The sequence below is a fragment of the Candidatus Phytoplasma rubi genome (assembly GCF_026821955.1).
Taxonomy (GTDB): Bacteria; Bacillota_I; Bacilli_A; order Acholeplasmatales; family Acholeplasmataceae; genus Phytoplasma; species Phytoplasma vitis.
Map to the genome: position 1 here is coordinate 612,043 of NZ_CP114006.1, position 26,390 is coordinate 638,432.

Here is a 26,390-nt window from a genome sequence, read left to right on the forward strand (position 1 = left end):
TTTATTATATTTATATATAATACAAAATATCTAATATGTTTGTATTATATATAAGTATAATAAAAAAATTCTTTTAATTTAAGCAAAAAAATAAATCAAATTATTTATTTTTTCAATAAAAAATTTGATTTATAAAAAATAATTTGTTTTAATTTAAATTAAAACAAATTATTTTTTATAAAAAAATCATAAAGTTTATCTTCTTCAATATCAGGAGCTATTAATTTAGAATTTTTCTTAACTCCTTCATGATGAAAATTCGCTAATCCAATACCGATATCAGCAGATTTAATCATATCGATATCATTCACTCCATCTCCCATACAAATCAATTGATATTCCGGATATAAAGCTTGAATTTTTCTAATTCCATGAATTTTATTAACATCTTTAGGGACTAAATCTACACCGCAATTAGTTCTCCAATAATAAATTTCAAATTTGCCCAAATCTTTAATAAATTTTTCAAGTTTTTTGTTATTAGGTTCGAAAAGCCAAATTTGATAAACATTATTGTTTAAATAAAATGTAGGTTCTACAACAGAATTTTTATTAGTACAATATTTATGACCTAAAGTAAATGAAATTAGATCTTGTTCACTAGGAACAATTTCTTTATGAAGTCCTGTCATTCCAATTTTAATACATGCTGCATGAGCTTTAGCAATTAAATTTTGAACTTCTTTTTTATCAAAAGGTCGATCATCAATTACTTTATCATTAATTTGTGTCAAACCGCCATTAAATAAAACTAAATGTTTGAAATAGTGTTGTATTTCACCTAAAACATTTAACCTTTTAATATTACGTCCTGTAGCAATTCCTAACAAAGTATTAGGTTGCTCGGCTAAAGTTTTAATTGTTTTTAAAGTTTGCGGAAAAATAGTTTGTGATCGAGAACTTAAAATAGTATTGTCAATATCAAAAAAAAACATTCTTTTATTAAAATTCATTAAAATCCTTGAAAACTCCTTTATATTTGAGTTAAAATTAAGCTTTATTAATACTTCCGAAAAGTTCTAATTTCTTTCTAAGTTCTGCTTTTATAGCTAAATAACCTGGCTTTAATAATTTTCTAGGGTCAAAACCTTTATTTATTAAATCTTTTTTTTCTTCGATATATTTTCTAGTGGCTTCTGAAAAAGACAATTGAAATTCAGTATTAACGTTTATTTTAACTACTCCTAAAGAAATTGCTTTTCTAATCATTTCTTCAGGAATACCAGTACCTCCATGAAGTACTAAAGGAGTTTTATTATTAGTTAATTTTTTAATTTTTTCAAAAACTCCAAAATCTAATCCTTTCCAATTATCAGGATATTTTCCGTGAATATTACCGATACCAACAGCCAACATATCAACTCCTAATTCAGCGATTTTTTGACATTCATAAGGATCAGCGTTTTCGCCTTGACCTATAAAACCGTCTTCTTCTCCGCCAATTCCGCCTACTTCAGCTTCGACTAAAATACCTTTTTTATGGCAAAGAGAAACAATTTCTCTAGTTTTCTTTAAATTCTCTTCAAAGGGATAACTACTTCCATCAAACATAACCGAAGTGAAACCTGATTCTAAAGCTTTTTTTGCACCTTCATAAGATCCGTGATCTAAATGTAAAATAACAGGAGTAGAAATATTATAAAAAAGATCTAAATTTTTTACTAAAGAAGACACTGTTTTAAAACCACCCATATATTGAGAAGCTCCTTCTGAAACTCCTAAAATAACAGGTGATTTTAATTCTTCAACAGTTTCTAAAACAGCTTTAATCCATTCTAAATTATTAATATTAACCTGTATTATTGCATATTTATTTTTATGTGCCTTTTGAATAATTTTTCTATCTGAAGTTAACATGTTTTTTCCTTTCTTGGAAAACATTAACAAAATTATAAATTTATTTTTAAAAAATAAAAAATTTCAAAATTTTCAATATAATTTATTTTAAACAAGTGTAACCATTTTTAAAAGTAAACGAGTTAATTGGCTTACATAACTCATTTCGTTATCATACCAAGAAATTAATTTTACAAAACGTGGTCTTTCTTTTAAAATTTGAATTGTATTAGAATCAAATAAAGAACCGAAACTTGTTCCAATAATATCAGATGAAACAATCGGATCTTCAATAAAAGCTAAAGTTTCATTAGCGCTTTTTTTGAAAACTTCTTTAATCATTTCTACAGTCACTTCTTTTTTTAATTCAACTGTTAAATCAACTAAAGAGCCTGTTAAACTCGGTACTCTAATCGCTGTTCCATCTATTTTTCCTTTTAATTCAGGAATAACTAATGAAATCGCCTTTGCAGCTCCGGTAGAACTTGGAACTATATTAACAGCAGCAGCTCTTCCTCTTCTAGTCCAAATACCTTTTGGATGTGTTTGATCTATAAGAGATTGATCATTAGTATAACTATGAATAGTAGTCATAAAAGATTGATCAATACCAAAATTATCATTTAAAACTTTTATAACCGGAGCTAAACAATTAGTCGTACAAGAAGCTCCGCTAATAATAGTATCTTCTTTTGTTAAAATATCATCATTAACATTAAAAACAATCGTTTTAACATTTCCAGTAGCCGGCGCACTAATTAACACTTTTTTAGCTCCTGCTTTTAAATGTAATTGAGCCTTTTCTTCACTTGTGAAAAAACCAGTACATTCTAAAACAATATCTATTCCTAATTTTCCCCAAGGTAAATCTTGTGGATTTCTTTCTTGGAAAATATAAATTTTTTTACCTTCCACTATTAATGAATTTTCATCAAAAGTAATATCATCTTTTTTATAAGAACCTTGTGCGCTATCATATTTTAATAAATAAGCTAAAGTTTCTGGTGTTGACAAATCATTAATTGCTACAATATCAATATTATGTTTTCCGAATAAAGAACGGAAAGATAATTTACCGATACGTCCTAACCCATTAATCGCTATTTTTTTTTTCATAATTTTTTTTACCTTCTTATTATTAACAAAATTTCTCAATACATTTTAAACCTGGCATTTCTTTTTCTTCTAAATATTCCAAAAAAGCTCCTCCGCCAGTAGAAATATGGCTAAAATTATTATCTAATTTAAATTTGGATATTGCGGCTGCGCTATCTCCGCCGCCAATAATTGTAATAGCTTGATCTTTAATTTTGCTAATCATCTGAGCTATCGATCTTGTTCCTTGAGAAAATTTTTCAAATTCAAAAACTCCTACGGGACCATTCCATACAACTGTTTTCGCAGACATAATATAATGTTGGAACAAAGAAATAGTTTTAGGTCCAATATCTAACCCCATCATATTAAAAGGGATTTTATTAAAATCAGAAATAATAGTTTTAGCGTCTGGAGCAAATTTATCGCCACAAACAAAATCTTGCGGTAAAATAATTTTTTTACCTTCTTTTGAAGCTAATAATCTTTTAACTAAAGGAATTTCATTTTCTTCTAATAAACTTTTTCCGATTTCCAAATTTTGAGATTTCAAAAAAGTGAAAGACATTCCGCCGCCAATCAAAAGAAAATCTATTTTTTTCAAAAGTTTTTCAATAATTTTGATTTTATCAGAAACTTTAGAACCACCTAAAACAGCGACTAAAGGTCTTTGAGATGTATTAACAATTTTATGTAAAAAATTAATTTCTTTTTCGACTAAAAAACCAAAACATTTCTCTGAAATATAAGTAGAAATACCAACATTAGAAGCATGAGAACGATGACAAGTTCCAAAAGCATCATTAACAAAAACATCACCTAATGAAGCCCAATATTTTCCTAATTGAGCATCATTTTTGCTTTCGTTTTTACTATCCAAATCTTCAAAACGAGTATTTTCCATTAATAAAACAGAACCACATTCTAAATTATTAATTTCTCTTTCTAATAAATCTCCTTTTGTTTCGGGAACAAAAACCACTTTTTGATTTAAATAAAAAGATAATCTGTCAGCTACTACTCTTAAACTTAATTTTTGTAAATCTTCTTTTGTTTTAACTCTTCCTAAATGAGAAAGAATAACTATTTTACCTTGATGTTTTTTAAGATATTCTACAGTAGGTAAAATGGCTTTAATTCTACTATCGTCACTAATAACTCCTTTTTCTAAAGGAACATTTAAATCTGCTCTTAATAAAATTTTCTTATTTATGATATTCGAAATATCTAATTTATTAAGTGTTTTTTGCATTATATATTTTCCTTAATAATTTAATTTTTTTATTTTCTTTATTATAAAATTAAAAACATTATAAACTAATTATAAACATTCAATAATATTAAAAAGTTTATCAAGTGCACTTTTATTATTCAAAACATTTTCAAAACTAGTATGAATTATTTCTTGTTTTTTTATACCTATTGCACAATTATGAATATTTTTATTCAAAAATTCAACAGCGGAAACACCCATTCTTGTAGCTAAAACACAATCTTCTACAGTAGGAATCCCTCCTCTTTGTATATGACCTAAAACTTGAGCTCTCGTCTCAAAACCACTATAACTTTCGATTTCTTTAGCTAAATCAAAAACATTTAAAATATTTTCAGTAATAACAATAATAGCGTGTCTTCTTTTTTGTTCTTTTAAAATTTTAATTTTATCTAAAATCATTTGTTTAGGTATCAAATTTTCTTTTGTGACAATTAAATCTACACCAGCAGCAATCCCGCCATATAAAGCTAAATCACCTTTATTTCTTCCCATAACCTCAATAATAGTACATCTATTATGTGATAAAGAAGTATCTCGTAATTTTTCAATAGCATCCATAACATTATTAACAGCTGTACTAAAACCAATTGTAAAATCTGTATCATTAATATCATTATCGATAGTAGCCGGAATACCTATACATTTGATCCCTAATTCTTCTAATTTTGTAGCCCCATTATAAGAACCATCTCCACCAATAATAATTAATTTATCAATGCCTATTTTTTTTAAATTTTGCACACATTTTTGACGTACACTTAAATCATCTCTAAATGAAAGAAAGCGTGAAGTACCTAAAAAAGTTCCTGAAATATTAATAATACGTGGTAAATTATCAGGGGTTAAAATTTCAATCTCATGATTATATAAACCTAAATAACCATCTTTAATACCATAAATAGTACAATTTTTTTTAGCTCCTGCTAAAACAATAGCTCTAATAGCACTATTCATTCCTGGAGAATCTCCACCAGAAGTTAAAACTGCTATTTTATTTATTTCTTCTTTATGTGTCATTTATAATAATTCCTTATAATAATTCCTTATAATAATTCCTTGATAATAATTATTTTTTTATTAAATTTTGTTAATTTTTGTTATCATTAATATTTTAATAATAATTTTTTCTGTATTTTTTTATATATTTTTTTTAAATAAAATATATTCAAGCAACATTTTAATATATTAATATATTATTCTTAAAAATATAATTTAATTTACATATATTTTAAAAATAATAAATAAAAAATTTTATTTTGGAATAATTTAAAATCATTTTAATGTAAAATTAAACTTTTACCCGTCATTTCTATTGGTTGAGAGATTCCGAGTAATTCTAATAAAGTAGGGGATACATCACACAAAGAACCTGGTCTCAAATTAAATTTACTATTAACTAAAATAAAAGGAACTAAATTAGTTGTATGAGCAGTATGAGGTTTATTTCTTTCGTCTTTCATTTGTTCTGCATTTCCATGATCGGCAACAATACAAGCAATTCCACCAATTTTTAAAATAGCTTTAACTACCTCTTCTAAACATGTATCAACAGCTTCTACTGCTTTAATGGTTGATTCGAGTGAACCAGTATGTCCCACCATGTCTGGATTAGCAAAATTTAAAATCATAGTTTGGTATTTTCGAGATAAAATAGCTTTTTTAGCTTGTTTAGCAACTTCGAAAGCACTCATCTCTGGTTTCAAATCATAAGTTGCAACTTTAGGAGAAGGAATTAAAATATTATCAACATTTTCAAACTTTTGTTCTTTGCCACCATCAAAAAAGAAAGTAACATGAGGATATTTTTCAGTTTCGGCAATTCTTAATTGACGAAGTTTATTATTAGAAATCACTTCTCCATAAATATTTTTTAAACTTTCTGATTTAAAAGCAATTGTTCCTGAGACATATTGAGAATAAGGAGTCATAAAAACTACACAAAGATTTTGAAGTATTTTGTATCCTTCGAAACATCTTTTCCCTTCGGACTTAAAATGCAAAGTCATTGAAGGATTTGATAAAGCAACTGCTAAACGCATAATACGATCAGAACGGAAATTTACAAAAATAATACTATCATTATCATCAATTAAACCATTTTTATCAACAATAAAAGGAGGGATAAACTCATCAGTAATTTCTTTTTTATAAAAATTTTTAATTGTTTCTAAAGGAGAATTTATTAATGGATCTTTACCAGAGACTAACATATTATAAACTAAATTAATACGTTCCCAATTATTATCACGATCTAAAGCAAAATATCTACCGCTTACAGAAGCTAATTTAAAACCATAATTTAAAATTTTTTCAATATATTTTAAACCTGAATAAGGATCAGTATCTCTACCATCTGTAAAAGCATGTAAATAGGTTCTATCTTCTATTTTATGTTCTCTCATTAAATCTAATAAAGATTCAAAATGACTTAAATGTGAATGAACTCCGCCATCAGAAACTAATCCTAATAAATGTATTTTGCTATTGTTTTTTTTAGCATGCTTTATCGTTTTTAAAAACGCTTCATTAGCAAAAAAAGATTTTGTACTAATAGATTTATTTATTTTATTCAAATATTGATCAATAACTCTTCCCGCTCCTAAATTTAAATGACCTACTTCACTATTACCCATTTGACCTTCAGGTAATCCTACTTCTTGTCCAGAAGCTTGTAAAGTAGTATTCGGAAAATTAGCCAAAAGATGATCTAAATAAGGAGTTTTAGCTAAATAAAAAGCATTATTTTCTTTTTTAGAAGATAATCCTAAACCATCTAAAATAATTAAACTTACAAATTTATTCAAAAAAATCTCCTTATTAATTTTTATTTACTTTTTTAGTATTATTTTTTTAAATTATAAAAACTTTTTAATCCTAAATAAGGACTATTTTTTAATTTTTCTTCGATTCTTAATAATTGATTATATTTAGCAATTCGATCAGTTCTAGAAATAGAACCTGTTTTAATCTGTCCTGCGTTAGTAGCAACAGCTAAATCAGATATAGTAGTATCTTCAGTTTCTCCACTACGATGCGAAATGACAGCTGTATAAGAAGCTTTTTTAGCCATCTCAATTGCTTCTAAAGTTTCTGTTAAAGTTCCTATTTGATTTAATTTAATTAAAATAGAATTTCCTACTTTATTTTTGATACCTTTAGATAATCTTTCAACATTAGTAGCAAATAAATCGTCTCCTAACAATTGAACTTTGTCGCCTAATCTTTTTGTTAAAATTTTCCATCCGTCCCAATCGTTTTCATCTAATCCGTCTTCGATAGAAATTATAGGATACTTATTTACCATTTTTTCATAATAAGAAATTAATTCTTCGCTACTGAAAGTTTTGTTATTCTCAGAAGCTAAAACATATTTTTTTTGTTCTTTATCATAAAATTCCGAAGCGGCAACATCCATTCCTAAAAAAACATCTTCTCCCGGTTTATAACCAGCATTTTTAATGGCTTCAATAATAAGTTGAAAAGCCTCTTCGTTCGAATTCAAATCAGGAGCATATCCGCCTTCATCACCTACAGTAGTCGGTAATTTTTTTTGTTTCAAAATTTTTTGTAAATGATGAAAAATTTCGGCACCACAACGTAAAGCCTCTTTAAAAGATGGAAAATTAGTCGGTAAAATCATAAATTCTTGAAAATCCACATTATTAGATGCATGTGCGCCACCATTAATAACGTTCATCATAGGAACAGGTAATTGTTTAAGTTGAACACCACCTAAGTATTCATAAAATTCTAAATTTAAATAATTAGCTCCTGCTTTAGCACAAGCTAAAGAAACTCCTAAAATAGAATTAGCTCCTAATTTAGATTTATTAGGCGTTCCATCAAGTTCAATTAACATTTTATCAATCAAATTTTGTTCCAAAACAGAAACATTTTTTAATTTTGGTTCAACAATCTTTAAAACATTGCCAACTGCTTTCAAAACACCTTTACCTAAAAATCTTTTAGGATCATTATCTCTTAATTCTACTGCTTCATATTCTCCAGTAGAAGCTCCAGAAGGGACAATAGCTCTTCCAAAAAAACCTGATAAAGTATAAACTTCAACTTCTAATGTAGGATTCCCTCTCGAATCTAAAATTTCACGAGCTAAAATTTTATCAATATATGGCATCTCACAACTCCTTTTTTTATTTAATATAGAATATTAATAAAATATTAATCACCAAAGCAAATAAATGTCATCATTAATAAAATAAAATACATAATTATTATAATATTTTTTTATATAAAAGTATATTTTATAAACTTATTCATATTTATTTAAAAAAATATAATATATAAAAGATAATTAATTATATTAATTATTTGAATTATTAATTAATCCAAAAATTAGTTTTTTGTTTAAATTGAACTAAAATATTTTTTTAAAAACAATAAATATGTTAAAATTATTATGATTTATGAATATAAAAAATTATTGATAAAAAATTTTTTTAGATATCTTTATATCAATAATTTTTTTGAAATAAATAAAATAAAAATAACTAAGAGGTTTTTATAATAAAAAAATATGTTTATAAATAAATTATTAATTTTTTTAATAGGTCTTATTTTAGGATTTTTTTTAGGAGCTATTATATACGAATTAGCATTATCAGAAATAGTTAAACCAAAAACGTGGGAATTAAAAATTTTACCAAAAATACCCCAAAAAGAGACCGTAAAATATCAAATTTTTTATAAATGGATTCATTATATACAAATAATAACTCGAAAAATAAATGAATGGATAACAAATATAAATAAAAAATAATTTTTTCTTATTAAAGTTAAAATATAACATTTAATAAAATACATGTAAAAAAAATTAAAAATTAATATATATAAGATAAAGTTTTTTTAATTTTTAAATCATCATCTTTCTTTTTCAAAATTAATCTCTTATCATATTTTTTCTTTCCACGAGCTAAATAAATCTCTAATTTTAATAAATTTCTATCAGAAATAATTTTAGTAGGAATAACACTTAATCCTTTAACTTGTATTGTTTTTTTGATTTGTAAAATTTCTCTTTTATTCAATAAAAGTTTTTTTTTTCTTTTATCATCGTAATCAAATTTATTACAAAATTCATATTTTTCAACAAACATATTGAAAACAAAAATTTCATTACTTTCAATTTTTATATAAGAGTTTTGTAAATTAACTTTCTTTAATCTTATAGATTTTACTTCGTTACCTAACAATTGAATTCCGGCAATATATTTTTTGTCTAAAAAATAATCATAAAAAGCTTTTTTATTATTCAAAATTATTTTTATCATTATTTTCAATCACTTTGTTTTTTTATTTTCCAAAATCATTTATTAAAAATTAAATAAATGATTTTGGATTTTTTTAATATTTGTAAACAAATTAACAAAAAAATTTAAATTATTTTTTTAATTTTATATATTTATTTATAGCATTTTTGATGACAGTAAATGCTTTAAATTTATCAAATATATCTTCTATAACAACTGTTTTTTTTTCTAAATCTTTATAATGAGATAAAAAATGTTTTATTTCTTCCAAAATAGAAACTGGAACATCTTCAATATTTTGATATTTTTCCATAGAATGATCATGGATAGGAACAGAGATTATTTTCTCATCTAACTTCCCATTATCAATCATTTTAATAACTCCGATAGGTCTACATTGAACAATAACCATAGGTTCTAATATTTCTTGTGATAAAACAAAAACATCTAACGAATCATTATCTTCGCAATGAGTTAAAGGAATGAAACCATAATTAGAAGGATAAACAAAAGAAGTATTTAAAATACGATCTAATTTTAAAAAACCTGTTTCTTTATCTATCTCATATTTTTTTTTGCTACCTTTAGAAATTTCAATAAAAACAAGAAAATCATTTTCAATAACTCTATCAGGACTAACATTTTGTAAAAAATTCATATATTAAATTTTACCTTTATTTTTTATTTTTTAAAATAAAAATAAATCTAATTATATTATATATATTTTATACCAAATAACACATTATATATTTTTAGGAAAATAAATTCATAGAATCAAATCTGAACAGATTAATTTTTTTAAAAAATATTTTTTTATTTTGTTTAATATTAATAGTTAAATGATTAAAAAATAAATGTTCTTTAGTATTTAAATCTAAAATTAAAATTTTATCTATCAATCTTAAATTTTCTTCATTTTGTTTTTCGTCTTTAAAAATTTCATAAAAAAGAAGATAAAATATATTATTTTCGTTTTTTTCTATCTTTAACAAAAAACCTATAGTTTGATGTTCTTTTGTCAAAGATAATTCAAAATTCATTTCTTTCAAAGGTTTTATGTTTTTATGATCTACAGAACAATGAAGAGAAAAAATTTTAGGAACAAAAATAGAGATTACTTTTTTTATCAAATGTAAAAAAAATTTTTTATCTAAAATATCCATATCATCAATATCAATGATATTTGCTAAAAATTCTTCATGCAAAACATCAATATCTTGTTTTGATATTTTTTCTTCATCCATTTTACTTAAATGTTTAAGATAAGAATTAAAATGTTGTTTAAAAATAATCAAATCTTCGTTTTTTAGATTAATTATTTCAAAAATCAAATCTATCAAAGAATAACCAGAAATTTTACAATTACAAAAAGAAATATCAACAGAATGAATATCTTTTATATCTTCATCTTTAAAATAAAAATACCCCAAAGAAGGATCTTTCCTTAATAAAGAATAAAAACAAACAGTTTCTAAACCTATTTTATCATATTTATTATCGATAAATTCTTCTTTAAAACCTGAAATATCTAAAAAATCAAATAAAAAATCTATTTTAGGAATATTATGATATAATAAACCAAAAATAAACTGTTTAAAATTTAAACATTCTTGAAATGAAGAACATGAAACAGTACGAATATTATCAATGCCATAAAATAATCTTATTTTTTTAGACAAAAAAGACCCTAAATCATATTTCCATCCTAAAAAAACATGTTTTTTCTTTGAATCTTTTTTATATTTATTTTTTAATAAATCATTAATTTCTATTTTTTCATTTTCAACATCAAAAGATATATTTGATTGTTTTAAAGAATCAAAAGATATTTTTTTGTTTTTTTCTATTGCTTTAAAAAATAAACTATCCACTTTAATTTTTGGTTGAGAAGATGAATTGTATTTTTTTTCTTTAATTTCGTCAGCATCATTGATTTTGGTAGATTCTTCGGATTCATTATAATATTTTTTCAATTCATCATCATTATTAATAGCTTTAAGATTGATTAAACTAACTCTTAATAAAAACAAAAATGTAAATAAAAAAATAAAATTAATTTTTTTTAAAAAAAATTTATTTTTTTTCAATTAATTATTTCTTTCTAAATAAATATTATTTTTTTAAAAATAAAATAATAATAAATAAATTAAAAAATTAAAAAATTAAAATAATAAAATATTAAAAATTTTTTTAAAAAAAATTAAATTTACATAATTAAAAATTTATATTTAAATGGCGGCTCCGGGCAGAATCGAACTGCCGACACGAGGCTCTTCAAGCCACTGCTCTACCGACTGAGCTACAGAGCCCTCTAAATGGCGGTCTGAACGGGATTCGAACCCGCGATCTCCTGCGTGACAGGCAAGCATGTTAACCACTACACCATCAAACCTTTTTTTAATTTTAATTGGTTGCGGGAGAAGGATTTGAACCTTCGACCTTCGGATTATGAGCCCGACGAGCTACCAAACTGCTCTATCCCGCGATCATAATAACTTAATACAAAAAAAACATAAAAATAATTTTAACAAACTTTGGCGGAGAAAGAGGGATTCGAACCCCCGCATCCTTTCAGATCTTCCAGTTTTCAAGACTGGCCCCTTAAACCGCTTGGGTATTTCTCCAACTTTTTCTAAAATAATGGTGGACCTGGTAGGATTCGAACCTACGACCAACCGGTTATGAGCCGGTAGCTCTAGACCAGCTGAGCTACAGGTCCATTTGGTGGCGACAGAGGGATTCGAACCCTCGACCTCACGGGTATGAACCGAACGCTCTAACCGGCTGAGCTACACCGCCTGTATTTAATATTTTTTTTTATATTTATTATTTTCTCTTATATTATAACATTTTATTACTATTTTACATGGTGGAGTTTAGCGGATTCGAACCGCTGACATCCTGTGTGCAAGACAGGTGCTCTACCAACTGAGCTAAAACCCCTATATAAATGGTACCTAGAGCCGGAATTGAACCGGCACGGCTTTTAACCATGGGATTTTAAGTCCCACGTGTCTACCAATTCCACCATCCAGGCTTTTAAACATATTTTTTTATTATTAAAATAATAACAAAATGGTGTCCCGTAAAGGACTCGAACCTTTGACACCTTGATTAAAAGTCAAGTGCTCTACCAACTGAGCTAACGGGACACTTTATTAATGGTGCCAAAAACAGGAATCGAACCCGTAACCTACTGATTACAAGTCAGTTGCTCTACCTATTGAGCTATTTTGGCCTTTTATAAATAAAATGGTAGAGGATGAGGGACTTGAACCCCCGACTTTCTGCTTGTAAGGCAAACGCTCTCCCAACTGAGCTAATCCTCTTAAAGTAAACCTTGGCAAATCTTATTTTTGCTTTTGAAATCAAAAACTATCTTCAGGTTAAAAGGACTTAACTGCTGTATTCGGAATGGGAACAGGTGTTTCCCCTTTTATTAATTACCAAGGTTCTTTCAAAACTAGATAAACACAACCTTTTTAATTCTTCTTAAAATCAAAGTCAATGGATCATTAGTACTAGTCAGCTGAAAAGATCACTCTTCTTACACCTCTAGCCTATCTACCTGATAGTCTTTCAGGGATCTCATAGGGAAATCTCATCTTAAAGGAGGCTTCACACTTAGATGCTTTCAGTGTTTATCCTTTCTATACATAGCTACTCAGCTATGGCTCTGGCGAACCAACTGAAACACCAGCGGTATATCCATCCCGGTCTTCTCATACTAGGGACAGCTCTTTTCAAATTTCCAACGCCCACGACGGATAGAGACCGAACTGTCTCACGACGTTCTGAACCCAGCTCGCGTTCCGCTTTAATGGGCGAACAGCCCAACCCTTGGAACCTTCTCCAGCTCCAGGATGCGATGAGCCGACATCGAGGTGCCAAACCGCTTCGTCGCTGTGAACGCTCGGAAGCGATAAGCCTGTTATCCCCAGGGTAGCTTTTATCCGTTGAGTTACGACCCTTCCATACGGTATCGTAAGATCACTAAGTCCGACTTTCGTCTCTGCTCGACTTGTAGGTCTCGCAGTCAAGCTCCCTTATGCCTTTACGCTCTCTAAATGATTTCCGACCATTTTGAAGGAACCTTATGAACGCCTCCGTTACTCTTTAGGAGGCGACCGCCCCAGTCAAACTGCCCACCAAACACTGTCCCTCGTAATCCACTTACGTAGGTTAGAACATAAAAAATTAAAGGGTGGTATCCCAAAGGTGACTCCCTTTAAACTAGCGCATAAAGTTCTCCGTCTCCCACCTATTCTGTACATCAATTTCTCAAATTCAATATTAAGCTACAGTAAAGCTCCATGGGGTCTTTTCGTCCTGTCGCGGGTAATCGGCATTTTCACCGATAATTTGATTTCACCGAGACTCTTGTTGAGACAGCGCCCAAATCGTTATGCCTTTCGTGCGGGTCGGAATTTACCCGACAAGGAATTTCGCTACCTTAGGACCGTTATAGTTACGGCCGCCGTTCACTGGGACTTCAATTCAATGCTTCGGTTTAACCCTAACATCTCCTTTTGATCTTCCAGCACCGGGCAGGCATCAGCCCCTATACATCACCTCACGGTTTAGCAGAGACCTATGTTTTTGATAAACAGTCGCTTGGGCTTCTTTTCTGTGACTTTTGCTTTTTACACAAAAGTTCTCCTTATCCCTAAGTTACGGAGTAATTTTGCCGAGTTCCTTAACAAGAGTTTTCTCGCGCGTCTTAGTATACTCTACCTACCCACCTGTGTCGGTTTGCGGTACAGGTAAAAAAACAATTAACCCTAGAAGCTTTTCTTGAAAGTATGACATCGGTCATCTTACCTTCGAATCTAATTTTTTAGAATAAGAAAACGGATTTACCTGTTTTCTCAAACTCGATCCTTCAACCCTAATCCATATAAAGGGCATGCCTAGCCTTCTTTGTCCCTCCATCAGTTGTTTTTTTAGTGCAGGAATATTCGCCTGCTTACCATCGACTACGTATTTCTACCTCACCTTAGGACCTGACTAACCCAGGGCGGACGAACCTTCCCCTGGAAACCTTGGGTTTTTGACGGATAGGATTCTCACCTATCTTTTCGTTACTTACACCGGCATTCTCACTTCTGATCTCTCCACCACTGCTTCCGCTATGGCTTCACTGATATCAGAACGCTTCCCCTACCATATTTAACATTCGTTAATATCCGTAGCTTCGGTATAATGTTTGAGCCCCGATAAATTTTCGGTGCGAAGTCATTAGACTAGTGAGCTATTACGCACTCTTTAAAAGATGGCTGCTTCTAAGCCAACTTCCTAGCTGTTTTAACATCTTCACTTCCTTTTCCACTTAACATTAATTTAGGGACCTTAGCTGACGGTCTGGGCTCTTTCCCTTTTGACTATGGACCTTATCACCCACAGTCTGACTGCTGATTGTTTTTTATGACATTCGGAGTTTAATTAAAATCAGTACTTCGAGGTGAAGCCATCACTTATTTAGTGCTCTACCTTCATAAAAACTATTAATCAACGCTAGCCCTAAAGCTATTTCGGGGAGAACCAGCTATCTCTGAGTTCGATTGGAATTTCACCCCTAGCCACAAGTCATCCAAACACTTTTCAACGTGTCCTGGTTCGGTCCTCCATTTAGGATTAACTAAACTTCAACCTGCTCATGGCTAGCTCACTTCAGTTTCGGGTCTATGACATACAACTAAACGCTCTTTTAAAACTCGCTTTCGCTACGGCTCCGTTCCTTAAAACTTAACCTTGCTCTATATCATAACTCGCCGGTTCATTCTGCAAAAGGCAAGCCATCACTCATTAACGAGCTCTGACTAATTGTAGGCATACAGTTTCAGGATCTATTTCACTCCCCTCTCGGGGTTCTTTTCACCTTTCCTCACGGTACTAGTTCACTATCGGTCACTAAGAAGTATTTAGCCTTAGGAGATGGTCCTCCTGTCTTCCAACAAGATTTCTCGTGTCTCGCCGTACTTTGTAGGATACTCTAGATAAAAAGTTTTCCCTTACAGGACTTTCACCTTCTTTGGTGTTTCTTTCCAGAAACTTCAAGTTGCTTTTTATTTTGTAACTAGTTAATAGTATCCAAGGCTATTCCGTGTTCGTTCGTCACTACTAGCGGAATCGTTATTACTTTCTTTTCCTGCAGTTACTTAGATATTTCAGTTCACTGCGTTCCCTTTTTGATTTTACAATCAAAAAACTACAATTTTACTGTAGTAGGTTGCCCCATTCGGAAATCCATGGATCTTCATTTATTTACAACTCCCCATGGTGTATCGCCGTTAATTGCGTCCTTCATCGGCTCTTAGTGCCAAGGCATTCACTGTACGCCCTTACTTTCTTCAAATTTAATTGAATTAAGCAAATCATGTTTATCTACTTTTCAAAGAACTTTCTTCGAAGTAAATATTTTCCTGATATAAAATTGGTGGGCCTAAGTGGACTTGAACCACCGACCTCACGCTTATCAGGCGTGTGCTCTAACCAACTGAGCTATAGGCCCTTTGGTCTTTTATATAAGAGAAACACTTTTTTTATAAAAAGAAAAACTTATATTTTAACCTAAGTCTTTCAAAACTGAAGATGATGATTTTTATATGTATATCCTTAGAAAGGAGGTGATCCATCCTCACCTTCCGGTAAGGATACCTTGTTACGACTTAACCCCAATCATCAACCCTACCTTAGACAGCTCCCTCTTCTTGCAAAGTTAAGCCACTGCTTTCGGGTATTGCTAACTTTCGTGGTTTGACGGGCGGTGTGTACAAACCCCGAGAACGTATTCACCGCGACATGCTGATTCGCGATTACTAGCGATTCCAGCTTCATGAAGTCGAGTTGCAGACTTCAATCCGTACTGAGACTACCTTTTTGAGATTGGCTAAAAACTCGCGTTTCAGCTACTCTTTGTAATAGCCATTGTATCACGTTTGTAGCCCAGATCATAAGGGGCATGATGATTTGACGTTATCCCCACCTTCCTCCAATTTTTAATTGGCAGTCTCGCTAAAGTCCCCACCATTACGTGCTGGCAACTAGCGACAGGGGTTGCGTTCGTTTTAGGACTTAACCTAACATCTCACGACACGAACTGACGACAACCATGCACCACCTGTATCCCTGATAACCTCCACTATATTTCTATAGCTTTGCAGAGTATGTCAAGACCTGGTAAGGTTTTTCGTGTATCTTCGAATTAAACAACATGATCCACCGCTTGTGCGGAGTCCCGTCAATTCCTTTAAGTTTCATACTTGCGTACGTACTACTCAGGCGGAGTACTTAATGTGTTAACTTCAGTACCGAGGTTACCCCCGACACTTAGTACTCATCGTTTACAGCGTGGACTACCAGGGTATCTAATCCTGTTTGCTCCCCACGCTTTCGTGCCTCAGCGTCAGTAAAGACCCAGCAAGCCGCCTACGCTTCTGGTGTTCCTCCATATATTTACACATTTTACCGCTACACATGGAATTCCGCTTGCCTCTATCTCACTCTAGTCAAGACAGTTTCTATAACAAGACAGCGTTAAGCACTGAAATTAAATTATAGACTTATCTAACCGCCTACGCACCCTTTACGCCCAATAATTCCGGATAACGCTCGCCCCCTATGTCTTACCGCGGCTGCTGGCACATAGTTAGCCGGGGCTTATTCATTGAATAACGTCAAGATAGTTTTTCCACTATTTTTTCTTCTTCAATAAAAGAACTTTACATACCGAAATACTTCATCGTTCACGCGGCGTCGCTCGGTCAGAGTTTCCTCCATTGCCGAAAATTCCCTACTGCTGCCTCCCGTAGGAGTTTGGGCCGTGTCTCAGTCCCAATGTGGCTGTTCAACCTCTCAGTCCAGCTACACATCATAATCTTGGTAAGCCTTTACCTTACCAACTAACTAATGTGGCGCAAGCCCCTCTTTAAGCATACCCTCCGAAGAAGGTCTTTTAAAAACAAAAAGATGCCTTTTTGTTTCCTATCCAGTCTTAGCAACCGTTTCCGATTGTTATCCTCGTCTTAAAGGTAGGTTACTTACGTGTTACTCACCCGTTCGCCACTAAGACCTTTTTGAAGGATCTCCGTTCGACTTGCATGTATTAGGCGCGCCGCCAGCGTTCATCCTGAGCCAGGATCAAACTCTTGGTTTATAAAATTTTTGATATTTTAATAACAAAAATTTTGTTTTTATCAATTAAAAATTAATATTAAAATATCATCTTCAGTTTTCAAAAACACAAATTTTTAAATAAATAAGATAAAAAAATATTAAATGGTGAAGGGGGATGGATTCGAACCATCGTACCTTACGGAGCAGTTTTACAGACTGATGCGTTTAGCCACTTCGCTACCCCTCCGAATACATAAAATAAATTAAAAAAATAATTTTTTTATCCAAAAAACTAAAAATAATTTTAACATAATTTATAACAAATAAATAAATCAAAATAAATTTTTCATAACATTTATAATTATACTAAATTATAATTAAAAATATTTTATTTTCTTTAAAAAAAATCCAAAATTTATAATTACAAATACACAACTTTCTTATATATTTTTATTTATAAATTTCATAAAAATTAAATATTTATAAAGAATAAATTATAAAATTTATTCTTTTATAAAATTAATTTAACTTTATTATTATACAAAAAATATTTTATTTTATTGTAAAAAAATATTTTTAATTAATTTTTTTTATTATAATCAAAATAAATTATTTTCAAACTTTATATATACAAAAAATTATTAATAAGTTTGTAAATTCTTAACTAAAAACTTTAATTTAAATATAAAAAATTAAATTTCAATAATTTTATTTAATTCTTGAAAATACAATTAATATTATATTTTGGTTTCAAAATAAATCAATAAAAAAACTCACAATTATTTATAATTATTTATATAAAAAAATCGAATAATTAAAAAATTAATTATTCGATATAAAATATACTCAAAATAAATTTTAATCTATTTTTTTATTGTTTTTTTCATAAAAATAATAACCTAATAAAGCTAAAGATGCTACACCTATACTTAAAATAATAGCTATCGTAAATAAACTAAAAAAACTTTTTTTCTTAACAGTAAACTCAACTTCTAATTCTCCTTGAAAATCATCAGATTTAACTGTAGCTTTAGTTTCAGTTGGTTCGCCTACTATTTGTAAATTTTTATTTTTTAAATTGTTATTTTTTTCTTTAATTTTACTTATAATTTCTTCTTTAGTAGCTTTTAAATCTTTAGATGTAATTTCACCTAAATCTTTAGTTTTTAAAAAAGTAGATAATTCAACTTTTGAAACTTCTTTTTTCTTAACAGTAAAAGTAACTTCTGCTTCGCCTTGAAAATCATCAGATTTAACTGTAGCTTTAGTTTCAGTTGGTTCGCCTACTATTTGTAAATTTTGATTTTTTAAATCGCTATTTTTTTCTTTAATTTGACTTATAATTTCTTCTTTAGTAACTTTTAAATCTTTAGATTTAATTTCACCTAAATCTTTATTTTTTAAAAAAGTAGATAATTCAACTTTTGAAACTTCTTTTTGTTTAACAGTAAAAGTAACTTTTGCTTCGCCTTGAAAATCATCAGATTTAACTGTAGCTTTATTTTCAGTTGGTTCGCCTAATATTTGTAAATTTTGATTTTTTAAATTGTTATTTTTTTCTTTAATTTTACTTATAATTTCTTCTTTAGTAGCTTTTAAATCTTTAGATGTAATTTCACCTAAATCTTTAGTTTTTAAAAAAGTAGATAATTCAACTTTTGAAACTTCTTTTTTCTTAACAGTAAAAGTAACTTCTGCTTCGCCTTGAAAATCATCAGATTTAACTGTAGCTTTAGTTTCAGTTGGTTCGCCTACTATTTGTAAATTTTGATTTTTTAAATCGCTATTTTTTTCTTTAATTTGACTTATAATTTCTTCTTTAATAACTTTTAAATCTTTAGATTTAATTTCACCTAAATCTTTATTTTTTAAAAAAGTAGATAATTCAACTTTTGAAACTTCTTTTTTCTTAACAGTAAAAGCAACTTCTACTTCGCCTTGAAAATCATTAGATTTAACTTTAGCATTAGTTTTAGTTGGTTCACCTACTATTTGTAAATTTTGATTTTTTAAATTGTTATTTTTTTCTTTAATTTGACTTATAATTTCTTCTTTGGTGATCGTTGTGCCTTCAATTAGGATTAAACCTAATTCTTTTGTCGATAAAACATCACTCAAATTATCAATAGCTTTGATTTGTGTTAAATAAAAAACATTTAAAAATAAAAACATAAAAACAAAAATTAAAGATATAAAACTTTGAATATTAATTTTTCTATTCATTTGTTTTTCTATCATTTTGTTTTCCTATCTAATTCAATATGTTTGAAATATATTTTCAAAATTGTGAGAATAATTTCTATAAAATTACTTCTACATATTAATTTTACAATAAAAAAAAACAAAAAAATTGAATAATTTATAAATTCTGAAAAAAATATTATAATAAAAAATTTTTTATATTAAAATGATGAAATCATTTTTTATCGTTTTTATCATTTTATAATTAATAAAAACAATAAAAAAATACTTTTTTGATATTTTTTTAAAATTTAGGTACTTTTCAATTCATAAAATATTTTCTTAGTTTAAAAAAGTATTAAATAATCAAATTAATTTGAAGTTTTAAATATTTATTTTAAAAATAAAATTTTTATTCAAAAAATTTATTTTCTAAAAAAATAAAGTTTAACTTATATTAGTTAAACTCTATAAATTAAAATTAAAAATTTAATAATTTGCTAAAATATTTTATAACTTGAACCATATCCAGTTGATAAGGTTTTAAAGAGTTTTGTTTGTTTAAAAATATAAAATTAACTTTATACCATTGAAAAAGTTGATTATAAAGCGCTAAATCTAATTGTTCAATATTAACTGTTCTTAATTTGGCAATCTTAATAAAAATTTGATACCAAGTCAAATTAGTATTATAAGGGACAAAAGATTTTATTTCCCATTGGATACAACATTCTAAAATTAAAAATAAATCTGTTTTAATAATTTGATATTTATTATTCAATGCATAAAACAAATGAAAACTATTGATATAATGTTTTCTTTTTTTCATTTCTTGAATCCATTGATAAATAGATAAATTAAAATAACTTCGGCCTTTTTTTAAAAAAATTCCATAGATTTATTATTTTTTTTATTATTTAAACAATAATCATACATCCCAAACTCTTTTCTGAGAGCACATAAGGATAAATCAGAACTATATGGATAAAGTTCATAAGGTAATATTCTCATTTGTGAAAATCATTTCTTTTTATTTTTTTTAAAAAATATTAAATAATTTTTAATATTAAACTTAATAAAATTAAATAATTATTTTAAAATATATTTTTTTAATCATATCTTTTAATAATAACTTATTTATTATTAAAAGATAACTAATTTTTATATGTAAGTATTTTTTATATTTTGGTTATTAATTATTTTTAAAATAAAGATGCGTTTATGTCAAGTATTTGTATTTATCGATTTTATTACAAACTGGTCTCCTCATCTAAAACGTACAAGCAAATTTCTCAAACATATTCTCATAAACAAATAGTTCTAAACATCATTTTATTAACCTTTAAACAATATTCTTTTTATATATTTGGGTATTATATTTTTAAAATTGAACCTATTTATTTTATTAAAATTTGCTATCTATTTTTTTATTTTTTTTATTATCATAATCGACACATTAATTATTTATAAGTAAATATATAAAATTTTGATTTTATTATTGTATAATCAAAATTTATAATTTATTAAACTTAAAATACAAATTAAATACTCTTATATTAAATTTATTACCTTTATAATTAAAATTAGCAAATTAATTATAAAAAAAACTTAGTTAATAAATAACTAAGCTATATTTATAATTAAATATTTAATGTTTTTTTTTCGATATCATTTCTTAATCTTAAACAATTCAAAATAACTAATAAAGTACTTCCTTCATGAGCAATAACTGCTATAGGTAAAGGTAATTGAAAGAAAATATTAATTAAAAAAAATACTATTATAATAAAAAAAGCGAATATAATATTTTGCCATACTACTTTATTTAGTTTTTTAGACAACTTATGTGCATATATTATTTTTCTTAAATCATTTTTAACTAAAACAATATCCGCAATATCAATAACAACATCGCTACCTTCTTGTAAAGTTATTGAAATATCAGAAGTAGCTAAAGCAGGAGAATCATTAACTCCATCACCAACCATAGCAACAATATGTTTTTGTTCTTTCATTTCATTAATATATTTAACTTTATCTTCTGGCAAACAATTAGACAAAACATAATTCAGATTCAAATCAGAAGAAATAGCTTCTGCTACTTGCTTGTTATCTCCTGTCAGCATAATAGTATTAACATTATTTTTATTAAAATACTCAATAATTTCTTTAGATTCATTACGAACTATATCAATTATAGTAATAATCATAATAATTTTATCATTATGGCTAAAATATATAACTGTTTGACCTTGATTCAAAAATTCTTGAGTTTTTTCTTCTATTTTAGTAGGAACTTTTTCAAAAATATCATATTTAGCTATTTTATAATGATTATCTTTTTTATCGAAAGCTTCAATACCGACTCCGATTAAATTAGTAGTTTTTAATTTTAAAGAAAAATTTAAATCAAAATTTTCTTTTAAATATTTTTGTATTGAAAAAGCTATCGGATGATTTGAATCTTTTTCCATCGTCCATAAAATATCTAAATATTGTTTTCTTTCATTTTCTAATATTTCTGAATTAAAAAAAACTTCTTTAACTTCAATTTTTCCTTGCGTTAAAGTGCCTGTTTTATCAAAAACAATAGTTTGAACCTCAGATAAAATACCTAAAGATTTTCCATTTTTTAATAAAACTCCTTTTTTAGCTAAATTAGAAATAGCCGAAAAAGTAGCTGGTATATCAGCAACAGCTAAAGCGCATGGAGCAGCAACAGTTAAAAAAATCATACTTTTCAATAAAATTTCTTTAAACTTTATTTCAGTATAAACACAATAATTATATATTCCAGATACAACAATAAACCCTAAAATAGCAAATATAATTAATTTAATATATACAGGAGCTATTTTATTAATGAAAGAAGCTTTTTTAGAAACATTGTTTTGAATTTTTTCAGTTAATCTAATTATTTCAGAAAAAATATTTTTATCTTCCGTTTGAGTAATTTCAACTATCAAAGTATTACTTAAATTCAAATTACTACCTAAAACTTTATCACCTTTTTTTTTTTCTAAAGGAATACTTTCGCCTGTAATAGCCGATTCGTCTATAGAAGAATGACCTAATACAATAACACCATCAGAAGGTATTTGTTCACCATTCAAAACCATAACTCGATCGCCTATTTTTAAATCAGAAACATCTATCAATTCGTAATCATTATTTTTTTTTAATAATCTAGCTTTTTTTGGTTTTATATCTAAAAGTTTTTTTATATCCTTTTGATTTTTATTTTCGACATATTCTTCTAAAAAATGAGCTCCTCCGAAAATAATAATCAATAAAATAGATTCATTATAATGTTTCATAAAAAAAGACAAAAAAGAAACCAAAATCATTAAAATATGAACATTAAAAGTTAATTTTCGATTTTTCTTTGTTTGTTCGTAAGTTTTAATCAAGCCTTCTTTAATAACTGGGTATCCAGTTAAAAATAAAATAAAAATTGCTAAAAATATTTTGGAAAAATTTGATTTTGAATCATCCATTCCAAAAGTAATTCCAAATTCTAAAGGAATAAAAAATAAAAAATAAAATAAAATACCTATAAAAAATAAATAAATAAATTTTTTATGACTTTCAAATTCTTTTTCTTTCAAAGTACTATTCATTATAACTATAATATTATCTTTCTAAAGAATTTATAAAATCACTATTTTAAAAACAATTTTGTTTTTTTAAAAATTTATTTTTAATTTTATGAAACTGATTAAAAATCATCCTCTATTTGTATTTCCTTCTAATTAAAAATTATTTTCTGTTACTTCTTGAAAAACTTTTTTACATTTTTCCTCAATCATCTGTCTTGTTTCTTGAGTAATTGGATGAGCGATATCTATATAAACACCTTTAGAATTTTTTGTACTTGGCATTGCGATAAACAAACTTCTTTCACCTTCGATAATTTTAATACCATGAACTACAAAACAATCATTTAATGTAATAGAAGCTTTACCTCTTAATCTAGTTTTACTGTTAGGATATAAATTCACTTTAACATTTGTAACTTGAAAATTGATTTGACTATCTGTATTTTCAAATGTTCCCATTTCCATTTTGCTTTCTTCTTTATCAACCATTTCTTGGAAAGCTTTATTAACTTTCTCTTCAATCATTTGTCTTGTTTCTCTATTGATAGGATGAGCAATATCTACATAAATTCCTTTGGAATTTTTTGTACTTGGCATTGCGATAAAAAGACCTTTTTCGCCTTCTATAACTTTAATATTATGAACTACAAAACAATTATTTAATGTAATAGAAGCGACAGCTTTTAATCTATTTTTATTAGTATATAAATTTATTCTTACGTAAGTAACTTGCATTTTAATATATATTTATCCCTTATTAATAATTTATCTTATTTTATATTTATTTAAATATAATTTTAATACTATAAAGTATGTTAACATATTTATTAAAAAATAACATCTTTATTTTAATATTTTATATAACTTTATATTTTTTAATTTTTTAATTTCTATTTAAAATTAAAAAAATTTAAAAAAAGCATTGTTATTTCTTTAAATCTTGAAATACTAATTTCTTCAGCTCTAATATTTTTAGAAATATTATATTTTTGAAAAAAATTTAAAATTTCATTTTTATCAATATCAAAATTTTTACTTAAGTTATTAAGTAAATTTTTTCTTTTTTGCTGAAAAGCAGCTTTAACAAATCGATAAAAATCTTTTTCAATAAATTCTTTTTCTTCATTATTCAAATCAAATTTATCAAATCTCAAAACAATACCATCAACTTTAGGTTGTGGAAAAAACATATTTTTTTTTATTACTTTTATTTTAATAATACGAGTTAAAGATTGTACTAAAACACTTAAAGCATTATAATTTTTTTCTTTTTCCTTAGATATAATCCTCAACCCTAATTCTTTTTGAATCATAATAGTAAAAGTTTTGATTTGAGGTATAAATAAAATCTTAAATAAAAGAGAAGTAGAAATAGAATAAGGCAAATTGCCAATCAAAACTATTTCTTCTTTTTGAAAATATTTTTTAAAATCTTCTAATAAATCACGTGATAAAACATCATCATAAATAATATTAATTTTAGATTCTTCATCAAAATCTAAAAAATTCTTTAAATCAGAATCAATTTCATAAACTAAAACCTTTTTAGCTTGAGGCAATATTAAACGAGTTAAAGAGCCTTTACCTGGACCAATTTCAACAACATTTTTATTCTCTAAATCAGCTTTTTGGATAATATTTTTTAATAAATTAACATCACTTAAAAAATTTTGTCCATATTTTTTTTTAAATATATGTTTTTGTTTCATTCTTGATATTCTCTATAAAAAAATTTTGATTTATTTTGTTTTTTTCCTGATTTCTTATTTAAAACAACATTATTAATGATAGGTGATTCTTTACTAAAAACTTTGAATTGCGATTTATTTTTTTTATAAACCAAAATACTTTCACCAATATTCTCATCCTTATTATTATAAATAATAAACGAAATATCTTTGTCATAAGTATAATATTCTTTATTATCGCCATAATAATTATTAATTTTTTCAATTTGTTCTTTATTTTTTTTAGAATTATTTTCTAAACAACTCCAAATCTTACGATTTAAAAAATCAAAACATAAATCAGATAAAATTTGATCTTTTTCATCTTTTAAATAAAAGATTAAAGTATTTATATAAAAATCATCAATATCCAAATAAGCTTGAATATCATCAGGATTTTTCTGAAATTTTTTTAAAATAGAAAGAATACTATTAGAATTATTTTCCCTATTTATTTGAAATTCATAATTTCCTTTTAATAAACAAAGAAGTCTTTTAAAAATGTTTCTAAAAATAACTGAAAATCCTAATACTTTCGAATGATTATATACTATAGAATGCATATGATAACGACTAATTAAATAATTTTCTATAACAGAAATATTGCTTTTTTTGAACACAATATTATTATTTTTTTTATCTATTTCCATACTCCTAATTAAACGTTCGGAATCAATATAACCATAACTTACACCCACAAAAAAAGCATCTCTTTTTAAATAATCTAAACGATCGAAATCTAATTGACTTGTTAAAAGTTGTTCAATCAACTTAAATTTATTTTCTTTTTTAATTATAGAAGCAACATCATATTTAAAATTCAGATCTAGTTTATCTAAAATATCAATAATCTGAGAATGTTTTTCAATTATTTCTGCACTTTTTTTTTCATGATTAGTTTCGAAAATTTCCTCAAAAACATGAGAATAAGAACCATGGCCTACATCATGTAATAAAGCTGTAGTTAATAAAAGCATTTGATCTCTATGAGTAAATATGCCTTTTAAAATACTATTATTTTTGTCTAAAAATCTTCTAGCTAATTCATAAACTCCTAAACTATGAATAAAACGAGAATTTTCACCACAACTGAAAACAATATTGACAAAACTCAATTGTTTAATTCTCCTCAATCTTTGCATAGGAAAAGTATTAATTAATTGTTCTAAAAAATCATAATCAATATATATATAACCATAAATAGCATCATTAAAAACTTCAGGTTTTTTTAATTTTTTAGGTCTTTGATATTCTATAAATGTTGTGTTATTTTTATTATTAGTCAATATTTAAT

The 26,390-nt window shown here is 26.8% G+C and carries 16 protein-coding genes, 13 tRNA genes, 3 rRNA genes and 1 pseudogene; all 33 read right to left on the reverse strand.

Annotation, left to right across the window (positions count from 1 at the left end; all coding sequences use genetic code 11):
• Window positions 1–158: 158 nt before the first annotated feature.
• The 33 genes and pseudogenes from RS022_RS03400 to RS022_RS03560 all read right to left on the reverse strand — a co-directional run bounded on the left by RS022_RS03400 (window position 159) and on the right by RS022_RS03560 (window position 26,382).
• Window positions 159–953: an HAD-IIB family hydrolase gene (locus RS022_RS03400; RefSeq protein WP_268849775.1), complete on the reverse strand. Its 795-nt coding sequence runs from the start codon at window positions 951–953 to the stop codon at window positions 159–161.
• Window positions 954–990: 37 nt separating this feature from the next.
• Window positions 991–1,857 carry a class II fructose-1,6-bisphosphate aldolase gene (gene fba / locus RS022_RS03405; protein ID WP_268849776.1) on the reverse strand — a complete coding sequence of 289 codons (867 nt, stop codon included), beginning with the start codon at window positions 1,855–1,857 and terminating at the stop codon, window positions 991–993.
• 87 nt (window positions 1,858–1,944) lie between these two features.
• Window positions 1,945–2,952 carry a type I glyceraldehyde-3-phosphate dehydrogenase gene (gene gap, locus RS022_RS03410; protein WP_268849777.1) on the reverse strand — a complete coding sequence of 336 codons (1,008 nt, stop codon included), beginning with the start codon at window positions 2,950–2,952 and terminating at the stop codon, window positions 1,945–1,947.
• A 22-nt stretch (window positions 2,953–2,974) separates the two neighbouring features.
• Window positions 2,975–4,183 carry a phosphoglycerate kinase gene (locus tag RS022_RS03415; RefSeq protein ID WP_268849778.1) on the reverse strand — a complete coding sequence of 403 codons (1,209 nt, stop codon included), beginning with the start codon at window positions 4,181–4,183 and terminating at the stop codon, window positions 2,975–2,977.
• A 69-nt stretch (window positions 4,184–4,252) separates the two neighbouring features.
• Window positions 4,253–5,224, reverse strand: coding sequence for an ATP-dependent 6-phosphofructokinase (locus RS022_RS03420; RefSeq protein ID WP_268849779.1), 972 nt, complete (start codon window positions 5,222–5,224; stop codon window positions 4,253–4,255).
• A gap of 260 nt (window positions 5,225–5,484) precedes the next feature.
• Window positions 5,485–7,011: a 2,3-bisphosphoglycerate-independent phosphoglycerate mutase gene (gene gpmI / locus RS022_RS03425; protein ID WP_268849780.1), complete on the reverse strand. Its 1,527-nt coding sequence runs from the start codon at window positions 7,009–7,011 to the stop codon at window positions 5,485–5,487.
• Window positions 7,012–7,049: 38 nt separating this feature from the next.
• Window positions 7,050–8,342 carry a phosphopyruvate hydratase gene (eno, locus tag RS022_RS03430; protein ID WP_268849781.1) on the reverse strand — a complete coding sequence of 431 codons (1,293 nt, stop codon included), beginning with the start codon at window positions 8,340–8,342 and terminating at the stop codon, window positions 7,050–7,052.
• A 703-nt stretch (window positions 8,343–9,045) separates the two neighbouring features.
• Window positions 9,046–9,495 carry an SsrA-binding protein SmpB gene (smpB, locus tag RS022_RS03435; RefSeq protein ID WP_268849782.1) on the reverse strand — a complete coding sequence of 150 codons (450 nt, stop codon included), beginning with the start codon at window positions 9,493–9,495 and terminating at the stop codon, window positions 9,046–9,048.
• Between the two features lie 109 nt (window positions 9,496–9,604).
• The gene (locus tag RS022_RS03440) at window positions 9,605–10,132 is read right to left on the reverse strand and encodes an inorganic diphosphatase (RefSeq protein ID WP_268849783.1); all 528 of its coding nucleotides are present in this window, start codon (window positions 10,130–10,132) and stop codon (window positions 9,605–9,607) included.
• A 94-nt stretch (window positions 10,133–10,226) separates the two neighbouring features.
• Entirely contained in the window at window positions 10,227–11,561 is a 1,335-nt protein-coding gene (locus tag RS022_RS03445) for a hypothetical protein (RefSeq protein ID WP_268849784.1), read from the reverse strand.
• Between the two features lie 146 nt (window positions 11,562–11,707).
• A tRNA-Phe gene (locus tag RS022_RS03450) sits at window positions 11,708–11,783 on the reverse strand.
• Between the two features lie 7 nt (window positions 11,784–11,790).
• Window positions 11,791–11,866 (reverse strand) — tRNA-Asp (locus RS022_RS03455).
• 16 nt (window positions 11,867–11,882) lie between these two features.
• Window positions 11,883–11,959: transfer RNA gene (locus tag RS022_RS03460), tRNA-Met, on the reverse strand.
• A gap of 50 nt (window positions 11,960–12,009) precedes the next feature.
• Window positions 12,010–12,098, reverse strand: a tRNA-Ser gene (locus tag RS022_RS03465).
• A gap of 17 nt (window positions 12,099–12,115) precedes the next feature.
• A tRNA-Ile gene (locus RS022_RS03470) sits at window positions 12,116–12,193 on the reverse strand.
• A 3-nt stretch (window positions 12,194–12,196) separates the two neighbouring features.
• Window positions 12,197–12,273: transfer RNA gene (locus RS022_RS03475), tRNA-Met, on the reverse strand.
• Between the two features lie 68 nt (window positions 12,274–12,341).
• Window positions 12,342–12,417 (reverse strand) — tRNA-Ala (locus tag RS022_RS03480).
• Window positions 12,418–12,425: 8 nt separating this feature from the next.
• Window positions 12,426–12,511: transfer RNA gene (locus RS022_RS03485), tRNA-Leu, on the reverse strand.
• Between the two features lie 39 nt (window positions 12,512–12,550).
• A tRNA-Lys gene (locus RS022_RS03490) sits at window positions 12,551–12,626 on the reverse strand.
• 10 nt (window positions 12,627–12,636) lie between these two features.
• A tRNA-Thr gene (locus RS022_RS03495) sits at window positions 12,637–12,712 on the reverse strand.
• Window positions 12,713–12,727: 15 nt separating this feature from the next.
• Window positions 12,728–12,803 (reverse strand) — tRNA-Val (locus RS022_RS03500).
• An 8-nt stretch (window positions 12,804–12,811) separates the two neighbouring features.
• Window positions 12,812–12,926, reverse strand: a 5S ribosomal RNA gene (rrf, locus tag RS022_RS03505).
• A 43-nt stretch (window positions 12,927–12,969) separates the two neighbouring features.
• A 23S ribosomal RNA gene (locus tag RS022_RS03510) occupies window positions 12,970–15,829 on the reverse strand.
• A gap of 79 nt (window positions 15,830–15,908) precedes the next feature.
• Window positions 15,909–15,985 (reverse strand) — tRNA-Ile (locus tag RS022_RS03515).
• 108 nt (window positions 15,986–16,093) lie between these two features.
• Window positions 16,094–17,629: ribosomal RNA gene (locus tag RS022_RS03520) — 16S ribosomal RNA — on the reverse strand.
• Together the 16S, 23S and 5S rRNA genes with 13 tRNA genes alongside form the textbook arrangement of a ribosomal RNA operon.
• A gap of 123 nt (window positions 17,630–17,752) precedes the next feature.
• A tRNA-Tyr gene (locus RS022_RS03525) sits at window positions 17,753–17,836 on the reverse strand.
• A 611-nt stretch (window positions 17,837–18,447) separates the two neighbouring features.
• Window positions 18,448–19,827, reverse strand: a complete 1,380-nt coding sequence (locus RS022_RS03530; RefSeq protein WP_268849785.1) for a lipoprotein 17-related variable surface protein — start codon at window positions 19,825–19,827, stop codon at window positions 18,448–18,450.
• Between the two features lie 424 nt (window positions 19,828–20,251).
• Complete coding sequence (locus RS022_RS03535) at window positions 20,252–20,599, reverse strand: hypothetical protein (RefSeq protein ID WP_268849786.1); 348 nt, start codon at window positions 20,597–20,599, stop codon at window positions 20,252–20,254.
• 811 nt (window positions 20,600–21,410) lie between these two features.
• Window positions 21,411–23,390 carry a heavy metal translocating P-type ATPase gene (locus RS022_RS03540; protein WP_268849787.1) on the reverse strand — a complete coding sequence of 660 codons (1,980 nt, stop codon included), beginning with the start codon at window positions 23,388–23,390 and terminating at the stop codon, window positions 21,411–21,413.
• A 132-nt stretch (window positions 23,391–23,522) separates the two neighbouring features.
• A complete protein-coding gene (locus RS022_RS03545) occupies window positions 23,523–23,828 on the reverse strand; it encodes a SpoVG family protein (protein ID WP_420885775.1) in 306 nt (101 codons plus the stop codon).
• A gap of 15 nt (window positions 23,829–23,843) precedes the next feature.
• Window positions 23,844–24,104: pseudogene (gene spoVG / locus RS022_RS03550) on the reverse strand (septation regulator SpoVG); the annotation flags it as partial.
• A 155-nt stretch (window positions 24,105–24,259) separates the two neighbouring features.
• Complete coding sequence (rsmA, locus tag RS022_RS03555) at window positions 24,260–25,078, reverse strand: 16S rRNA (adenine(1518)-N(6)/adenine(1519)-N(6))-dimethyltransferase RsmA (RefSeq protein WP_268849788.1); 819 nt, start codon at window positions 25,076–25,078, stop codon at window positions 24,260–24,262.
• Window positions 25,075–26,382 (reverse strand): HD domain-containing protein, encoded by a 1,308-nt coding sequence (locus RS022_RS03560; protein WP_268849789.1) that lies wholly within the window; start codon window positions 26,380–26,382, stop codon window positions 25,075–25,077. The genes rsmA and RS022_RS03560 overlap by 4 nt, the downstream gene beginning before the upstream one ends.
• Window positions 26,383–26,390 lie beyond the last annotated feature (8 nt).

What these genes read in the sequence shown, in the direction of transcription:
- RS022_RS03420 (WP_268849779.1), bottom strand. Translation starts at nt 5,224, where the DNA reads ATGACACATAAAGAAGAAATAAATAAAATAGCAGTTTTAACTTCTGGT.
- RS022_RS03440 (WP_268849783.1), bottom strand. Translation starts at nt 10,132, where the DNA reads ATGAATTTTTTACAAAATGTTAGTCCTGATAGAGTTATTGAAAATGAT.
- RS022_RS03535 (WP_268849786.1), bottom strand. Translation starts at nt 20,599, where the DNA reads ATGAAAAAAAGAAAACATTATATCAATAGTTTTCATTTGTTTTATGCA.
- RS022_RS03415 (WP_268849778.1), bottom strand. Translation starts at nt 4,183, where the DNA reads ATGCAAAAAACACTTAATAAATTAGATATTTCGAATATCATAAATAAG.
- smpB (WP_268849782.1), bottom strand. Translation starts at nt 9,495, where the DNA reads ATGATAAAAATAATTTTGAATAATAAAAAAGCTTTTTATGATTATTTT.
- RS022_RS03400 (WP_268849775.1), bottom strand. Translation starts at nt 953, where the DNA reads ATGAATTTTAATAAAAGAATGTTTTTTTTTGATATTGACAATACTATT.
- gap (WP_268849777.1), bottom strand. Translation starts at nt 2,952, where the DNA reads ATGAAAAAAAAAATAGCGATTAATGGGTTAGGACGTATCGGTAAATTA.
- fba (WP_268849776.1), bottom strand. Translation starts at nt 1,857, where the DNA reads ATGTTAACTTCAGATAGAAAAATTATTCAAAAGGCACATAAAAATAAA.
- RS022_RS03530 (WP_268849785.1), bottom strand. Translation starts at nt 19,827, where the DNA reads ATGATAGAAAAACAAATGAATAGAAAAATTAATATTCAAAGTTTTATA.
- RS022_RS03540 (WP_268849787.1), bottom strand. Translation starts at nt 23,390, where the DNA reads ATGAATAGTACTTTGAAAGAAAAAGAATTTGAAAGTCATAAAAAATTT.
- rsmA (WP_268849788.1), bottom strand. Translation starts at nt 25,078, where the DNA reads ATGAAACAAAAACATATATTTAAAAAAAAATATGGACAAAATTTTTTA.
- eno (WP_268849781.1), bottom strand. Translation starts at nt 8,342, where the DNA reads ATGCCATATATTGATAAAATTTTAGCTCGTGAAATTTTAGATTCGAGA.
- RS022_RS03545 (WP_420885775.1), bottom strand. Translation starts at nt 23,828, where the DNA reads ATGGGAACATTTGAAAATACAGATAGTCAAATCAATTTTCAAGTTACA.